This window comes from Aureimonas sp. Leaf324, from assembly GCF_001423245.1.
In the GTDB taxonomy this organism is placed as follows: Bacteria; Pseudomonadota; Alphaproteobacteria; order Rhizobiales; family Rhizobiaceae; genus Aureimonas.
The window spans coordinates 69,984-86,383 of the sequence record NZ_LMOH01000003.1 but is presented as its reverse complement, the minus strand read 5'-3'; the positions used below and the strand labels follow the sequence as shown (position 1 = coordinate 86,383).

Annotated in this window: 15 protein-coding genes and 1 pseudogene; 2 read left to right on the top strand and 14 right to left on the bottom strand. The window is 65.9% G+C overall.

The window, feature by feature from the left end:
* Positions 1–13 precede the first annotated feature (13 nt).
* From ntrC to ASF65_RS04375, 3 genes are read right to left on the bottom strand one after another with little or no spacing between them, the layout of a single operon-like run.
* Entirely contained in the window at positions 14–1,462 is a 1,449-nt protein-coding gene (gene ntrC, locus ASF65_RS04385) for a nitrogen regulation protein NR(I) (RefSeq protein WP_055885711.1), read from the bottom strand.
* Positions 1,462–2,604, bottom strand: a complete 1,143-nt coding sequence (locus ASF65_RS04380; protein ID WP_055885708.1) for a nitrogen regulation protein NR(II) — start codon at positions 2,602–2,604, stop codon at positions 1,462–1,464. Before ASF65_RS04380 ends, ntrC begins: the two co-directional genes overlap by 1 nt.
* Before the next feature lie 3 nt (positions 2,605–2,607).
* Positions 2,608–3,681 (bottom strand): tRNA-dihydrouridine synthase, encoded by a 1,074-nt coding sequence (locus ASF65_RS04375; protein WP_082505168.1) that lies wholly within the window; start codon positions 3,679–3,681, stop codon positions 2,608–2,610.
* Between the two features lie 93 nt (positions 3,682–3,774).
* Here ASF65_RS04375 and ASF65_RS04370 point away from each other — a divergent pair.
* A pseudogene (locus ASF65_RS04370) lies at positions 3,775–5,012 on the top strand (bifunctional 2-C-methyl-D-erythritol 4-phosphate cytidylyltransferase/2-C-methyl-D-erythritol 2,4-cyclodiphosphate synthase).
* Complete coding sequence (locus ASF65_RS04365) at positions 5,002–5,529, top strand: CinA family protein (protein ID WP_055885703.1); 528 nt, start codon at positions 5,002–5,004, stop codon at positions 5,527–5,529. The pseudogene ASF65_RS04370 and the gene ASF65_RS04365 overlap by 11 nt, the downstream one beginning before the upstream one ends.
* Here the strand turns inward: ASF65_RS04365 and ASF65_RS04360 are convergent.
* The 11 genes from ASF65_RS04360 to kdsA all read right to left on the bottom strand — a co-directional run bounded on the left by ASF65_RS04360 (position 5,511) and on the right by kdsA (position 16,381).
* Positions 5,511–5,963, bottom strand: a complete 453-nt coding sequence (locus ASF65_RS04360; protein WP_055885700.1) for a type II toxin-antitoxin system RatA family toxin — start codon at positions 5,961–5,963, stop codon at positions 5,511–5,513. The two genes, ASF65_RS04365 and ASF65_RS04360, sit on opposite strands and share 19 nt — an antisense overlap.
* Before the next feature lie 3 nt (positions 5,964–5,966).
* Complete coding sequence (gene lipA / locus ASF65_RS04355) at positions 5,967–6,932, bottom strand: lipoyl synthase (protein WP_055885697.1); 966 nt, start codon at positions 6,930–6,932, stop codon at positions 5,967–5,969.
* Positions 6,933–6,977: 45 nt separating this feature from the next.
* Complete coding sequence (locus ASF65_RS04350) at positions 6,978–7,238, bottom strand: GlsB/YeaQ/YmgE family stress response membrane protein (RefSeq protein ID WP_055885695.1); 261 nt, start codon at positions 7,236–7,238, stop codon at positions 6,978–6,980.
* Between the two features lie 95 nt (positions 7,239–7,333).
* Positions 7,334–8,785, bottom strand: a complete 1,452-nt coding sequence (gene lpdA, locus ASF65_RS04345; protein WP_055885692.1) for a dihydrolipoyl dehydrogenase — start codon at positions 8,783–8,785, stop codon at positions 7,334–7,336.
* Between the two features lie 27 nt (positions 8,786–8,812).
* Positions 8,813–9,448, bottom strand: coding sequence for an SGNH/GDSL hydrolase family protein (locus ASF65_RS04340; RefSeq protein ID WP_055885689.1), 636 nt, complete (start codon positions 9,446–9,448; stop codon positions 8,813–8,815).
* Between the two features lie 22 nt (positions 9,449–9,470).
* Positions 9,471–10,874 (bottom strand): pyruvate dehydrogenase complex dihydrolipoamide acetyltransferase, encoded by a 1,404-nt coding sequence (locus tag ASF65_RS04335; RefSeq protein WP_055885687.1) that lies wholly within the window; start codon positions 10,872–10,874, stop codon positions 9,471–9,473.
* 213 nt (positions 10,875–11,087) lie between these two features.
* Positions 11,088–12,506: a pyruvate dehydrogenase complex E1 component subunit beta gene (locus tag ASF65_RS04330; protein ID WP_055885684.1), complete on the bottom strand. Its 1,419-nt coding sequence runs from the start codon at positions 12,504–12,506 to the stop codon at positions 11,088–11,090.
* 12 nt (positions 12,507–12,518) lie between these two features.
* Complete coding sequence (pdhA, locus tag ASF65_RS04325; protein ID WP_244486558.1) at positions 12,519–13,463, bottom strand: pyruvate dehydrogenase (acetyl-transferring) E1 component subunit alpha; 945 nt, start codon at positions 13,461–13,463, stop codon at positions 12,519–12,521.
* Between the two features lie 294 nt (positions 13,464–13,757).
* Complete coding sequence (locus tag ASF65_RS04320) at positions 13,758–14,084, bottom strand: septum formation initiator family protein (RefSeq protein ID WP_082505166.1); 327 nt, start codon at positions 14,082–14,084, stop codon at positions 13,758–13,760.
* Between the two features lie 109 nt (positions 14,085–14,193).
* The gene (gene eno, locus ASF65_RS04315; protein ID WP_055885680.1) at positions 14,194–15,471 is read right to left on the bottom strand and encodes a phosphopyruvate hydratase; all 1,278 of its coding nucleotides are present in this window, start codon (positions 15,469–15,471) and stop codon (positions 14,194–14,196) included.
* Positions 15,472–15,547: 76 nt separating this feature from the next.
* Positions 15,548–16,381 carry a 3-deoxy-8-phosphooctulonate synthase gene (kdsA, locus tag ASF65_RS04310; protein WP_200939998.1) on the bottom strand — a complete coding sequence of 278 codons (834 nt, stop codon included), beginning with the start codon at positions 16,379–16,381 and terminating at the stop codon, positions 15,548–15,550.
* Positions 16,382–16,400 lie beyond the last annotated feature (19 nt).

Below are 16,400 nucleotides of genomic sequence, written 5' to 3'. Positions count from 1 at the left end.
CATTTGCAGAAAATTAGCGGATCGACCGGACGATCGAAATGTCGAGATCGCGGATCTTCTTGCGGAGGGTATTGCGATTCACGCCGAGAAGATCGGCCGCCTTGACCTGATTGCCGCGTGTGGCGGCCAGTGCGGCGGCGATCAACGGATACTCCACCTCGCGCAGGATGCGGCCGTGCAGTCCCGGCGGGGGCAACTCGTTGCCGAACGAGCCGAAGTACTCGAACAGGTAGCGCTCGACAGCGGCCGAAAGGTCGATCGGCTTCGAACTGTCCCCGTCGCCGCCGATCGGCCTCGCTTGCTCGCTGGCCAGCTCGTGCTCGATGATCTCGGCGGTGATCTCGTCCTGCGGATACAGGGCGCTGAGGCGTCGAACGAGATTTTCCAGCTCGCGCACGTTGCCCGGCCAGGGGTAGCGACGCATCACGTCGAGAGCCCCGGAAGTCAGCGTCTTGCGCGAAAGACCTTCCTTCTGGACGAGGCCGAAGAAGTGGTTCGTCAGATCGACGAGGTCCTCGATGCGCTCGCGCAGCGGCGGCAGACGGAGCGGAACCACGTTCAGGCGGTAGAACAGGTCCTCGCGGAACAGGCCGCGCTGGATCAGCTGGCGAAGGTCCTTGTTCGTCGCCGAGACGATGCGAACGTCCGTTGCGATCGGCGTGCGTCCGCCGACGACCGTGTATTCGCCCTGCTGCAGCACGCGCAGTAGCCGCGTCTGCGCTTCCATCGGCATGTCGCCGATCTCGTCGAGGAAGAGCGTGCCGCCCTCCGCCTGCTCGAAGCGCCCGCTCGCCCTCGCCTGCGCCCCGGTGAAGGCGCCCTTCTCGTGCCCGAAGAGTTCGGACTCAATCAGATCGCGCGGGATCGCCGCCATGTTGATCGCGACGAAGGGCCCCTTACGACGCCGGCCGTAATCGTGAAGCGCGCGGGCGACGAGTTCCTTGCCGGTTCCGGACTCGCCGGTGATCGTCACCGTCAGATCCGTCTGCATCATGCGCGCGAGTGCGCGATAGATGTCCTGCATCGCCGGCGAGCGTCCGATCAGCGGGATCGTTTCGCCGCCGTCGTCCATCGCCTTGTTGCGCGCCTCGGCCTTCGGCTCGGCCAGCGCCCGGCGCACGATGCTGACGAGTTCGGTGAGGTCGAACGGCTTCGGAATGTAGTCGTAGGCGCCCTTTTCCGACGCCTGGATCGCCGTCATGAACGTGTTCTGCGCGCTCATGACGATGACCGGAAGATCGGGCCGGGTGTTGCGGATCTTCGGAAGAACGTCGAACACGTTGCCATCGGGCATCAGGACGTCGGTCACGACGAGGTCGCCGTCCCCCGCGCTGATCCAGCGCCAGAGCGTTGCGATGTTCGACGTGACGCGCACCTCGAAACCCGCCCGCATCAGGGCCTGCGAGATGACCGTGCGGATCGCCGCATCGTCGTCTGCAACGAGAATCTGGGAGGTGGCCATCAGCGCGTTCGCCTGCGTTTCGGGGTCGTTCCGTCCGTGTCGGGAGCGTCCGGCTCCGTCCAGGCCGGCATCAGCACACGGAAGATCGTATGGCCGGGATAGGAGTCGCACTCGATCACGCCGCCGTGGTCGCGCACGATCTTGGCGACCAGCGCGAGGCCGAGACCGGTGCCGTTCGGCTTGGTCGTGATGAACGGATCGAAGATGTTCTCGCGGATGTCGTCCGGCACGCCGCCGCCGTTGTCCTCGACGACGAACTCCAGCGGCAGTGTCATGCGCGTCCGCGCGCCCGGCACCGACAGGCGCACGCCCGGTTTGTAGGCCGTCGACAGCTTGATCTCGCCATCCGGCCGGCCACCGACCGCCTCGCTCGCGTTCTTCACCAGATTGATGAAGACCTGAACCAGCTGATCGCGATTGGCGAACACCGACGGTAGCGATGGATCGTAGGCTTCGGTGATGCGGATGTCGCGCGCGAAGCCGCTCTTGGCCAGCGTCTTCACATGCTCCAGAACGGAGTGGATGTTGACGGCTGAGCGCTCGACCGGGCGCTCGTCCGAGAACACCTCCATGCGGTCGACGAGCTTTACGATCCGCTCGCTCTCGTCCTGGATGAGCTGCGTGAGGATCCGATCGTCGTCGCTCGCCTCGGCTTCCAGAAGCTGCGCCGCGCCCTTGATACCCGACAGCGGGTTGCGGATCTCGTGCGCGAGCATGGCGGCGAGCCCCGTCACCGTGCGGGCCGCTGAGCGATGGGTCAGTTGCCGGTCCATCTTGTCCGCCATCGACCGCAGCTGGAACATGACGAGCACATGGCCGGGCGGATCGCTGAGACCCGAGACGTAGACATCGACCAGCCGATCCATGCCGAGACGCGGCGAGGACACGTCGACGCGATACTCGCTGATCCGCGAATTCTCGCTTTTTACCTGCTCGATCAGACCGAGCACCGGGCTGTCGTGCGGAACGAAGTCGGCGAGCCGCCGCTTGGCGAGATGCGAAGCGCTGGCCGAGAAGAACTGTTCGGCGTCGGAATTGGCGAACGTGAAGCGGCCGCTCTCGTCCAGCGCGACGACCGGATGCGGCAGCGCATTCAGAAGCGCGAACTGATCGAGAGGCGGCGTGGATGCAGAGGACGTCATCGATCAGGCAGCCTGGCGCAGGGACGTGGAAAGGTCCGGCTCGACGTCGCTCAGGGTCGCCGCCCCGAGAAGGCTTCGCAGGCGAGCACGGACGAGGGCGGGATCGGCCGCTCGCATCAGTTCGGCCCGGTCGCCCGCGAGGCGCGAGCCTGTGGCCGCCTCCCATCGATCGAGGTACCAGCCGAGATGCTTGCGGGCCTGACGCAGTCCGGCCTGCTGCCCATAGAACTCGAGCATCGAATCGTAATGTGCGACCACGAGATCGCCGAAGGATTGTCGCATCCGGTCGCGGTCGAGGTGACCACCGACGAGGGCCGGGAACCACGGCCGGCCGCAGGCGCCCCGCCCGATCATCGCGGCATCGGCCTCGCTCGCCTGCAGCATCGTGGCGAGATCGGCGACGGACTGGAGATCACCATTCGCGACCACCGGGATCGAGACGGCACGTGAGACGGCGGCGATCGCGGCCCAGTCCGCCGCGCCCTCATAGAATTGGTCCCGTGTCCGCCCGTGGACCGTGACAAGCCTGATACCCGCCCCCTCGGCCCGCACGGCGAGGTCGGGCGCGTTGAGGCTCGACCGGTCCCAGCCGAGGCGCATCTTAAGGGTCACCGGCACCGAGCCGGCGCCAGCCACCGTCGCCTCGATCAGACGCAGCGCCTGATCCAGATCGCGCATCAGCGCCGAACCCGACAACCCGCCGACGACCTTCTTCGCCGGGCACCCCATGTTGATATCGATGACGTCGGCCCCTTCGGCCGCCACGATCTCGGCCGCCCGGCGCATCGCGACCGCCTCACGACCCGCCAGCTGAACGGCGTGAAGGCCGAGCCCATCCGCGCCCGCCCGCTGCCGGCTCTCGGCGTCGTTGCGGATCAACTCTCCGCTGGCCACCATCTCGGAATAGACCACCTCCGTTCCGAACGACCGGACGAGACGTCGAAATGGCACGTCCGTGATTCCGGAGAGTGGCGCGAGGAAAACGCGCGAGCGGATGGCAAGACTGCCCAGCGACAGGTCATCGGGACGCGCCGAAAGGCGACCGTCGAATGTCGGGAGATCATCCAGAGAGCACATTGAAACAGCATATCGCCATGTGCTCAAAAGACAATCAAAATGAGTGTGCAAAGCAACGCCATGCTGCATTGCACTTGGAGCGGGGCTACGCTCTTGCCCCTTGCAGTCGGATGTGCTGACCACTGTCGGTGGAACGGTTCGAAATCGGGTGGTGAATGAAAGTCGCAGCGATCCTTGTCGCCGCTGGCCGCGGGTCGCGCGCGGGGCTCACGCCCTATGGACCGAAGCAATATTTCGACCTCGGCGGACGTCCGGTCCTCTGGCGAACGGTCGAGCGTTTTCTCGCGACGCCGGGGGTCGGCCCGGTGATCGTCGTGATCCATCCCGACGATCATGCCATCGCCGGCCGGGCGCTCGACGGACTGCTCGATCGCGTGCAACTGGTCGAGGGCGGCGCGACCCGACAGGCGTCGGTGCGCTGCGGCCTCGAGGCTCTCGCGGCGCTTAACCCCGAGATCGTCCTCATTCATGACGCCGTGCGCCCGTTCGTGTCGTCCGACGCGATCCTGCGGGTCGTTGCGGACATCGATCCCCAAACGGGGGCGATCCTTGCCCTCCCGGTCGCCGATACCTTGAAGCGTTCGGACGGCGATCGCATCGACGCGACGGTCGATCGGTCGGGTCTCTTCGGGGCCCAGACACCACAGGGATTTCCCTACGGCCTGATTCGCGAGGCGCATGCGAAGGCCTCGCGTGAGACGAGGACGGCCTTCACGGACGATGCCTCGATCGCCGAATGGGCCGGCATCCCGGTTCGGTTGGTCGCTGGCGATCCGGAGAACGTCAAACTGACGCTGGCGCGTGAACTGACCCTCGCTGCCGAACGCTTTCGAGGAGAACCGGCGATGATCGACGTGCGCACCGGTAACGGATACGACGTGCACAAGCTGGTGCCGGGCGACGGGGTCACGCTTTGCGGCGTCTGGATCGAACACGATCAGGCCCTTCTCGGCCATTCCGATGCCGATGTCGGCTTCCATGCTCTGACCGACGCGCTGCTTGCCACATGCGGCGCCGGCGACATCGGCACCCATTTTCCGCCCAGTGATCCGCAGTGGCGCGGCGTGGCCTCCCGCATCTTTCTGAAGCGCGCGGTCGAGATCGTCGAGGCGCACAGGGGGCGCATCTGCAATGTCGACGTCACCCTCATCTGCGAGGCGCCGAAGGTCGGCCCCCACCGCAGCGCCATGGTCGAGGTCATCGCCGATGTGACGGGCCTCGAGGCCGAACGAATCTCGATCAAGGCAACCACCAACGAGACGATCGGCTTCATCGGCCGGCGCGAGGGGATCGCGGCGATCGCTACGGCGAGTGTGGTCTATGGCGGGTGAGAGCGAGAACCGGGATCGGTCGGGCGCCATCGCCCGACGCGTCGTCGAGAAGGCGCTGGCGCAGAGCCTGACGATCGCGACGGCCGAATCGTGCACCGGCGGGCTGGTCTCCGCGGCGATCACCGACATCGCCGGATCGTCCGCCGTCTTCGGAACGGGCTTCGTCACCTACTCGAACGCCGCGAAGGCGCGCCTCCTGAAGGTGCCGACCGATCGACTGGAGCGGTTCGGCGCCGTTTCCCGCGAAGTCGCCGAGGCCATGGCGGAAGGCGCCCGCAGCGAGGCCGGGTGCGATATCGCCGTCTCGATCACCGGCATCGCCGGACCAGGCGGCGGTACCGACCTCAAGCCGGTCGGGCTGGTCCATTTCGCCTGCGCATCGAAGCTCGGAACGGTCCACGTCGAACGGCGGTTCGGGGCGCTCGGTCGCAGCGCGGTGCGCGAGGCCAGCGCGGCCACGGCGTTGGAACTGGTCGAGGAAGCCCTCGACCGCCTATCTCATGCCGAAGCCGGATAGACCTTGTTCGCCCGCTCCTCGAAGGCCGTGGCGAAGCGCCGAAAAGCGTAGTCGAACATCGAGCCCATCAGGAGACCGAGGGTGCGGCTCTTGAACTCGTAGTCGATGAAGAAACGCACCTCGCAGCCGTCGGGGTGCGGCTCGAAGTTCCAGCGGTTTTCGAGATAGCGGAACGGGCCGTCGACATACTTCACGTCGATCTGGCGCTCGGCCGGCTTCAGGAGAACCTGTGAGGCGAAGGTCTCGCGGATCAGCTTGTAGGCGACGGTCATGTCGGCGATCAGCAGCGTCTTGCCGTCTCGCTCGCGGCGCGAGCGGACGACGAGGCTCTGGCAGAGCGGCAGAAACTCGGGATAGCGTTCGACGTCCGCAACGAGTGCGAACATCTCGTCGGGCGAATGCCGAACGACACGTGCGTTTTCGAACTTCGGCATCGTTCAGGCTGCGACCTTCGCGAAACGCGCGGCCTTCAGGCGCTCGAAGTCCTCGCCCGCATGATGCGACGAGCGGGTCAGCGGGCTCGACGCCACCACGAGAAACCCTTTCGTCAAACCGACGGTCTCGAACGACTTGAACTCCTCCGGCGTCACGTAGCGGATCACCGGGTGATGCTTGCGGGTCGGCTGCAGGTACTGGCCGATGGTCATGAAATCGACGTCCGCGGACCGCAGGTCGTCCATCAGCTGCAGCACCTCGTTCCGTTCCTCCCCGAGGCCCACCATAATGCCGGACTTCGTGAAGATCGTCGGATCGAGCTCCTTGACGCGCTGCAGAAGCCGGATCGAGTGGAAATAGCGTGCGCCGGGACGAACCGTCAGATAGTTCGACGGCACGGTCTCGAGATTGTGGTTGAAGACGTCCGGTCGTGCCGCCACGACCTTTTCCAGCGCGCCGGGTTTGCGGAGGAAGTCGGGCGTCAGGATCTCGATCGTCGTGCCAGGCGCCGCGGCGCGGATCGCCTCGATCGTCTCGACGAAATGCTGCGCACCGCCATCGGCCAGATCGTCACGATCGACCGACGTGATGACGACATGGGAGAGACCCATGCTGGCGACCGCGCGGCCGACGCTGGCCGGCTCGCCCTTGTCGAGAGCGTGCGGCAGGCCGGTGGCGACGTTGCAGAACGCGCAGGCGCGCGTGCAGATGCCGCCCATGATCATGAAGGTCGCGTGCTTCTTCTCCCAGCATCCGCCGATGTTGGGACACCCCGCCTCCTCACACACGGTGACGAGGCGGTTGGATTTCACGATCTCGCGCGTCTCCTGGTAGCCGGCCGACACCGGCGCCTTGACGCGGATCCAGTCAGGTTTGGGGAGCACCGCCGTATCCGGGCGGTGCGCCTTTTCGGGATGCCGGGGCCTTGCGGCGCCGGCAGGGCTACGTGCGTCGAGGATCGTGACCATTGACCGTCATTTAAGCTCGGTTCGACGGTCACGCAATCGCGCTCGTTAGACGCGACGGCCGCGGACCGCCCGGAAGATAAAGATCAGCAGGCAGGCACCGATAAAGCCGACGATCAGGTACTGGATCGAGAAGCTCGCACCAGCCTGAAGGTCGAAAGCGCCGAGAATACCCAGCAGGAAGTTCAGGAAGACGGCACCGACGATCCCGAGGATGATGTTCAGGAAGACGCCCATGTTGCTCTTCATGACCATCTCTGCGAGCCATCCGGCGATACCGCCAACGATAATTGCAGCGAGCCAACCCATACGTATCTCCTACGGTACAAATACCGAGACCTGAGATAGTGCGGCGAAAATGTGGACAAGACCTCTTGTCGCAGCCCGCTGCAATTTTCGCGTGCCTACATGTGGATGACCTTTCCATAGGCATCCAGCACGCTCTCGTGCATCATTTCCGAGAGCGTCGGGTGCGGGAACACGGTGTGCATCAGCTCCTCTTCCGTGGTCTCAAGACCCATCGCGATCACGAAGCCCTGGATGAGTTCGGTCACTTCGGCGCCCACCATGTGCGCGCCCAGGAGTTCGCCGGTCTTGGCGTCGAACACGGTCTTCACCATGCCGTCCGGCTCACCGAGCGCGATCGCTTTGCCGTTGGCGAGAAAGCGGAACCGGCCGACCTTGACCTCGCGTCCCTCCTCCTTCGCCTTCGCCTCCGTCAAGCCCACCGAGGCGATCTGTGGCTGGCAGTACGTGCAGCCGGGAATCTGCGTGCGCTTCATCGGATGCGCGTCCATCCCCTTGATCTTCTCGATGCAGATCGTGCCCTCGTGCTCAGCCTTGTGGGCGAGCATCGGCGCGCCGGCGACATCGCCGATCGCGTAGACGCCTTCGACATTGGTCCGACCATAAGGATCGGTCTTGATGAGGCCGCGCTCCACGGTGACGCCGACGCCCTCGAGGTTCAGCCCTTCAGTGTTGCCCTGCACGCCGACCGCCGAGATCAACTTTTCGGCCTTGAGCACCTGGCTCTTGCCGCCCTGCTCGACCGTTACCTCGACCCCGTCCGCGGTCTTGGCGACCTTCGCCACCTTGGCGTCGGACAGGATCTTCATGCCCTGCTTCTCGAACTGCTTGCGTGCCACAGCCGCAATCTCGGCATCTTCGACCGGAAGGATTTGCGGCAGCAGCTCGACCACCGTCACGTCGGCGCCCATCGTGCGATAGAAGGACGCGAACTCGATGCCGATGGCGCCCGACCCCATGACGATCAGGGACTTCGGCATTGCCTGCGGCTTCATCGCCTCGAAATAGGTCCAGATGCGGTCGCCGTCGGCCTCGATGCCCGGCAGCACGCGCGGACGGGCGCCGGTCGCGACGATCACGTGCCTGGCCTTGTAGGTGCCGTGCCCGAGAACGCCCTTCGGCACCGGGTTCTGCGGCTGGACAGCGGGCTTCGTCGGCTCGCCGACCTCCACCTCGACCGGGCCACCCTTGCCAGCCTTCGTGAGCTTGGCCTGACCCCAGATCACGTCGACCTTGTTCTTCTTCATCAACCCGGCGACGCCGCCGTTCAGCTGAGCCGAAACGCCGCGCGAGCGCTTGACCACCGCCGCGATGTCGAAGTCGGGCTTCTGGATCTTCAGGCCGTAGTTGTCGCCGTGTTCGGCATAGTGAAACACCTCGGCCGATCGCAGCAGCGCCTTGGTCGGGATGCAGCCCCAGTTAAGGCAGATGCCGCCGAGGTGCTCTCGCTCGACGACGGCCGTCTTGAAGCCCAGCTGCGCGGCACGGATCGCCGCCACGTAACCGCCCGGCCCACCGCCGATGATCAGGATGTCATAGGTATCGGCCATCGTGGTTCTCCGTCGAAAAGGTTGGCGCTAGAGCAGCGATGTGAGGGTTTGCGCGATCGCGTCGCCAAGCGCTCGGGTGTTGGCGGCGTCGAGATGCACCCCGTCGAGCGGGGTCGCGACGCAATGATTGGATGCGGCCATGTGGTGGCAGCCGGTCGCCGACGCGACACGGGCATAGGCGTCCTTGAAACGGCGCGACTCGTCGATCGCATGTCCGAACATCGCGTCGAAGTCGGCGTCCGGCGTCGCAACCAGTGCTGGCGGCGAGACCAGGAGGATCTGGGGAGCGCGAAAGCTGAACGACGACGGAAAGCTGCGGGCGATCTCGACCAGCCGTTCGATGCCGAACGCGGCCTCCGCTGCCCGGCCGCCGCCCGTATGCTTCTTCAGATCGTTCGAGCCGAGCGCGATCACCAGAATGTCGACCGGCTCATGCGTTGCAAGGATCGTCGGCAGGATCCGGGCGCCATTTCGATCCGCCGGCGCCAGGTGGTCGTCATAGGCCGTCGTGCGACCGTTCAGGCCCTCGGCGATCACCCGAACCCCTTCGCCCAGCCGCGCGCCGACGACGCTTGGCCAGCGGTCTTCGAACCGATGGCGGCCGGGACCGGCCGCATCGTAGCCCCACGTGAGGCTGTCGCCGTAGCAGAGGATCGTCTTCACGAGCGCGGCTCCGAAGCCACGCTCAGACGAGCATGCTCATCGGGTTCTCGATGAAGCGCTTGAACGCCGAGATGAGCTCGGCCCCGAGTGCGCCGTCCACCGCACGATGGTCGGTCGAGAGGGTCACGGTCATGACGTTGGCGACGGTGACGGCGCCGTTCTTGACGACCGCCCGCTCCTCGCCGGCACCGACCGCGAGGATCGTCGCGTGCGGCGGATTGATCACCGCCGAGAAGTCCTTGATGCCGAACATGCCGAGGTTCGATACGGCGGTCGTGCCGCCCTGGTACTCCTCGGGCTTGAGCTTGCGGGCGCGAGCGCGCTTGGCAAGGTCCTTCATCTCGTTCGAGATGGTCGACAGCGTCTTCTCGTCGGCCTTGCGGATGATCGGGGTGATCAGGCCGCCTTCGATCGACACGGCGACACCGACATCGGCGTTGCGGTGCTTCAGCATGGCGCTCTCGGTCCAGGAGACGTTGGCGTCGGGCACGGCGACGAGCGCGCAGGCCATCGCCTTGATCACCATGTCGTTGACCGACAGCTTGTAGGCCGGGCGCTCGCCAGCCTCGGTCTTCACGTTCGGCGCGGCGCCGTTCAGCTGCTTGCGCAGCGCGAGAAGCGCGTCGAGTTCGCAGTCCACCGACAGGTAGAAGTGCGGCACGGTCTGCTTCGATTCCACCAGCCGCTTGGCGATGGTCTTGCGCATGCCGTCGTGCGGGATCTTCTCGTAGGAACCCTCGGCAAAGAGCTTGAGGATCGCGTCGTCGCTCGCCGGCTTCGGCGCGGGCTGAGCGGGTGCCGGGGCGGCGGCGGACGCCGATGTGGTCTGCGCTGCTGGCGGCTTCTGCGCACCGCCCTTTGCGGCGCCTTCGATATCGGCCTTCACGATCCGGCCATGCGGGCCGCTGCCCTGCACGGAGGAGAGCTCGACGCCCTGCTCCTTGGCGAGACGCCGCGCCAGCGGCGACGCGAACACGCGGCCGCCCTGCGACGCGCCGGAACTGCCGGACGACTGGGCGGACGATCCGCCTTCGCTCGCCGATGCGGTCTCGGCCGCGCGCTCGTAGCCGCGCTTGTCCGCGTCCTTGGCCTCGTCCGTCGAGCCCTTCACGGCGGCATCGGCCGCAGGCGAACCGGAGGCCGGGGTGCTCTGCCCGCCCGAGGCGGCGGCCGAGGCATCCTCGCCCTCGGCCGCGAGGATCGCGATGACCGCGTTGACCTTCACGCCCTCGGTACCCGCCGGCACCACGATCTTGGCGACCGTGCCCTCGTCGACCGCCTCGACTTCCATCGTGGCCTTGTCGGTCTCGATCTCCGCGATGACGTCGCCGGAGGAGACCTTATCGCCCTCCTTCACAAGCCACTTCGCGAGGTTGCCCTCTTCCATCGTCGGCGAGAGGGCCGGCATCGTGACGTTGATCGGCATCGGCGAACGTCTCCTCAGTCGCCCATTCGACGGGCATCGACAGGTCTATCAGCAACGATCCACTCGGCGATGGATCGTTCGGCAGGCATCAGGGTTGCCTAAGCGGCCGCCACGTCAAGCGGCCATCGTTGCCGCAACGCGGCAGAGGGGACGGGCCACGGGTCCGTCCCGATGGGCGGAAAGCCCGGCAACTCAGGCCGAGCTTCGACCGCCTCAACGGTAGCAGACGGCCTTCACGGCCTCGACGACTTCCTTGGCCGACGGCAGCGCGAGCTTCTCGAGGTTCGCGGCGTACGGCATCGGCACGTCCTTGCCGCAGACCTTGAGCACCGGCGCGTCGAGGTGGTCGAACGCACGCACCATCAGCTCCGATGCGATGTGCGAGCCGACCGAGCCCTGCGGCCAGCCTTCCTCGACCGTGACGCAGCGGTTGGTCTTCTTCACCGAGCGGACGATCGCGTCGATATCCATCGGACGGATCGTGCGGAGGTCGATGACCTCGGCGTCGATGCCGTCCTTTGCCAGCTGTTCGGCCGCCGCGACGGCATAGGTCATGCCGATGCCGAAGGAGACGATCGTGACGTCCTTGCCCTTGCGGTGAACGCGGGCCTTGCCGATCGGAACGGTCCAGTCGTCGGTGTCCGGCACCTCGAACGAGTGACCGTAGAGGATCTCGTTCTCGAGGAAGACGATCGGATTGGGATCACGGATCGCCGACTTCATCAGACCCTTGGCGTCGGCCGCCGAATAGGGCTGGATGACCTTGAGGCCCGGGATCTGGCTGTACCAGGCCGCGTAGTCCTGGCTGTGCTGGGCGGCGACACGCGCCGCCGCGCCGTTCGGGCCACGGAAGACGATCGGGCATCCCATCTGGCCGCCCGCCATATAGAGCGTCTTGGCGGCCGAGTTGATGATCTGGTCGATCGCCTGCATGGCGAAGTTGAACGTCATGAACTCGACGATCGGCTTCAGGCCGGCGAACGCGGCGCCGACGCCCATGCCGGCGAAGCCGTGCTCGGTGATCGGCGTGTCGACGATGCGGCGCGCGCCGAACTCGTCGAGGAGGCCCTGGCTGATCTTGTAGGCGCCCTGATACTCGGCGACCTCTTCACCCATCAGGAAGACGGTGTCGTCGCGGCGCATCTCCTCGGCCATCGCCTCGCGGAGGGCCTCGCGCACGGTCTTCGTCACCGTCTTGGTGCCGGCCGGGATTTCCTCGGCGAACTCCCCGTCGACATCCTCGGGCTCGGGGTGCGACATGCCCTGCGCGGGCACCGGGGCCGGCTTCGACTTGTCGCCGTCGGACGATTCCGGCTTCGCCTCCGCGGGCGCGGCATCGGCGGCCGGTGCGGCCTTCGGCGCGGACGCCACGGCGTGGTCGGCGCTCTCGCCGTCGGCCAGAAGGATCGCGATCGGGGTGTTGACCTTTACGCCCTCGGTTCCAGCCGCGATCAGGATCTTCCCGATCTTGCCCTCGTCGATGGCCTCGACCTCCATGGTCGCCTTGTCGGTCTCGATCTCGGCGATCACGTCACCGGGGGCGACGCTGTCGCCCTCCTGCTTGACCCACTTCGAAAGGGTGCCCTCCTCCATGGTCGGAGACAGGGCGGGCATCAGGATTTCGGTCGGCATGCGCCCCTCCCCTTACTTCGAAGCCTGCGGAACGGCGTCCGCATAGATGTCGGTCCACAGTTCCGAGACATCCGGCTCGGGATCGTTCTGGGCGAACTCGGCGGCATCGGCCACGATGTCTCGCACCTCGCGATCGACCGCCTTCAGATCGTCCTCCGAGGCGTTGTGCGCCTCCATCAGACGCTGCCGGACCTGCTCGATCGGATCGGACTCGGCGCGCATCTTCTGCACCTCGTCGCGGGTGCGATACTTCGCGGGGTCCGACATCGAGTGGCCACGATAGCGGTAGGTCAGCATCTCGAGGATCATCGGACCCTCGCCGCTGCGGCAATGCTGGATCGCGAGATCGCCGGCCGCCTTCACGGCGCGAACGTCCATGCCGTCGACCTGGATGCCCGGAATCTTGAACGACAGGCCACGGTGCGCGAAGTTGGTTTCGGCCGAAGCGCGGTTGACCGACGTGCCCATCGCGTAGCGGTTGTTCTCGATCACGTAGATGACCGGGAGCTTCCAGAGCGAGGCCATGTTAAAGCTCTCGTAGACCTGGCCCTGGTTGGCCGCACCGTCGCCGAAATAGGCGATCGCGACCGAATCGTTGCCGCGGTAGCGGTTGGCGAAGGCGAGGCCCGTCCCGAGGGAAACCTGCGCGCCGACGATGCCATGGCCACCGTAGAAGTGCTTCTCCTTCGAGAACATGTGCATCGAGCCGCCTTTGCCCTTCGAGTAGCCGGAGCGGCGACCCGTGAGCTCGGCCATGACGCCGCGAGATTCCATGCCCGTGGCCAGCATATGGCCGTGGTCGCGGTAACCGGTGATGACCTGGTCGCCTTCTTTCATCGACATCTGCATGCCGATGACCACGGCTTCCTGGCCGATGTAGAGATGGCAGAAGCCGCCGATGAGGCCCATGCCGTAAAGCTGGCCGGCCTTCTCTTCGAAACGGCGGATCAGGAGCATGTCGCGATAGGCGCGAACGTCCTCGTCCTTGGTGAAGTCGACGGGCGCCGGTGCGGTGTACTGCTTCAGCGTCTTCTCGATCTCGCCAGCGCCGGGAGCCTTCGCTTCGCCGTCGCCGCCGATCCCTGATTTCTTGAGTGCGGCCATTTCGACTCCCATCCCTTGACGCCCCGAGTCCGGCGGGCAAGTTTTGGGCAAGTATATGGACAAGATGCAGGCACGCAAGCCGCTGCCCGCGCCTTAACCGCAGTCGAGTTAATCGTGGCAAACCCCGCGCAATTAACCTGTTGCCGGTTAATCGACGCCGCTCGGCTTTAGCAGGATCGTGACCTCATCGTCGTTTGACAGGTTGAGAGAGCGCCGCGCCCGTTCGTCGATCATGTCGCGCTCCAGCGTGCCGTCGCTAAGGAGGCGAACCCGCGTTTCCAGCGCTTCCCGCGTGCCGACGATCTCGGCGTAGACGGCCTGCTTGCGAGCGAGTTCCTCTTTCAGCGCGACGCTGGCTTCCGTTCCGTAACGTCCGCTTTGCGCGTGGAACACGAAATAGGCTAGGCACGGCAGGGTGATGGCGGGGACGACCAACTGGGACAGACGCGATCTGCGCTTTTGCTTCGTATGCATGACGAGGGTCTCCGGAACGAAGTGAACCTAGACCTCAGCGATTTACATCTCGTTAAGCGTAACGTCCCCAAATGCGAAGAGGGGCGCCGGAGCGCCCCTCGATGGTCGGTCAGCGGCGCCGCAGGATCGAGCGGCCGGCGTAGACCGCCTGGTCACCCAGCTCTTCCTCGATGCGCAGCAGCTGGTTGTACTTGGCGAGCCGGTCGGAACGCGCCAGCGACCCGGTCTTGATCTGCCCGCAGTTGGTCGCGACCGCGAGGTCGGCGATCGTCGAATCCTCGGTCTCGCCCGAACGGTGGGACATGACCGCCGTGTAGCCGGCGCGATGGGCGACGCTGACGGCATCGAGCGTCTCGGTGAGCGTGCCGATCTGGTTGACCTTCACCAGGATCGAGTTCGCGACGCGCTTCTCGATGCCCTCGCGCAGGCGCGCCGAATTGGTGACGAACAGATCGTCGCCGACCAGCTGGACGCTGCCGCCCACCTTGTCGGTCAGGCTCTTCCAGCCCGCCCAGTCGTCCTCCGCCATGCCGTCCTCGATCGAGATGATCGGATAGGCTGCCGAGAGTTCAGCGAGGTAGCCGGCCATCTCGTCGGCCGACAGCTTCCGCTTCTCGCCTTCGAGGTCGTAGACGCCGTTCTTGAAGAACTCGGTCGAGGCGCAGTCGAGGGCGAGATAGATGTCCTCGCCCGGCCGGAAACCGGCCTTCTCGATCGAGGCCATCACGAAGTCGAGGCCGGCCTTTGCCGACTCGAGGTTCGGCGCGAAGCCGCCTTCGTCGCCCACATTCGTGTTGTGACCGGCCGACTTCAGCGCCTTCTTCAGCGTGTGGAACACCTCGGCGCCCATGCGCAGGCCTTCGGCGAAGGTCTCCGCGCCGACCGGCATGATCATGAATTCCTGGAAGTCGATCGGGTTGTCGGCATGCGCGCCGCCGTTGATGATGTTCATCATCGGAACCGGCAGGACGTGGGCGCTGGCACCGCCGACATAGCGGTAAAGCGGCAGGCCGGCGGCGTCCGCGGCGGCCTTGGCCGTGGCGAGCGACACGCCGAGGATGGCGTTGGCGCCGAGACGGCTCTTGTTCGGCGTGCCGTCGAGCGACTTCAGGACGGCGTCGATGCGGATCTGGTTCTCGGCCTCGAAGCCGACCAGCGCCTCGAGAATGTCCGTGTTGACGGCCTGAACGGCCTGCTGCACGCCCTTGCCGCCATAGCGCTCGTCGCCGTCGCGCAGCTCGACCGCCTCGTGCGCGCCCGTCGAGGCGCCGGAGGGAACCGCCGCGCGGCCCATCGAACCGTCTTCCAGCACCACGTCGACCTCGACGGTCGGGTTGCCGCGGCTGTCGAGGATCTCGCGCGCGATGATATCGATGATGGCGGTCATGTTCCGTCCCTTGGCTCTGGCAAAACGCCGGGTTTAAACGGCCGGCCCGAACAGGCGCCGGCCGGAATGCACTGCGTCAGAAGCCCTTGGCGACCGCGTCGAGATCGCGCAGGCGCTTCAGAAGCTCGGACATGTCGTCGAGCGCGACCATGTTCGGCCCGTCGGACGGCGCGTTGTCGGGGTCCTCGTGCGTCTCGATGAAGAGACCGCCGACGCCGACGGCGACAGCCGCGCGCGCCAGGGTCGCCACGAAGCGACGCTCGCCGCCCGACGAGCCGCCCTGCCCGCCCGGCTGCTGCACCGAATGTGTCGCGTCGAAGACGACGGGCGCCCCGGTCTCGGCCATGATCGGCAGTGCGCGGAAGTCGCTGACGAGCGTGTTGTAGCCGAACGACGATCCCCGCTCGGTCAGGAGCACGTTGGCGTTGCCGCTGCCCGTCACCTTGTCGATCGCGTGACGCATGTCCCAGGGCGCGAGGAACTGGCCCTTCTTGATGTTCACGACGCGGCCGGTGTGGGCCGCCGCCACGAGAAGGTCGGTCTGGCGCGACAGGAAGGCGGGAATCTGCAGAACATCGCAGATCTCGCCGACCGGTTCGCACTGCTCGGCCGTGTGGACGTCGGTGAGGACCGCGACGTCGAACTGCGCCTGGATCTCCTCGAACACCGGTAGCGCCCCTTCGAGGCCGATGCCGCGCCGACCCTCCCGGCTCGTCCGGTTCGCCTTGTCGAAGCTCGCCTTGAACACGTAGCCGATCCCGAGATCGCCCGTGATCCGCTTCATGCGTTCGGCGATCATCACCGCATGATCGCGGCTTTCCATCTGGCAGGGACCGGCGATCAACGAGAACGGCTTGTCTTGCGCGAACTCGGCGCCCCGAAGACGGATAGTGGAGTTCGGAGCCAGCATGGTCGGCCTTTCGATCGGG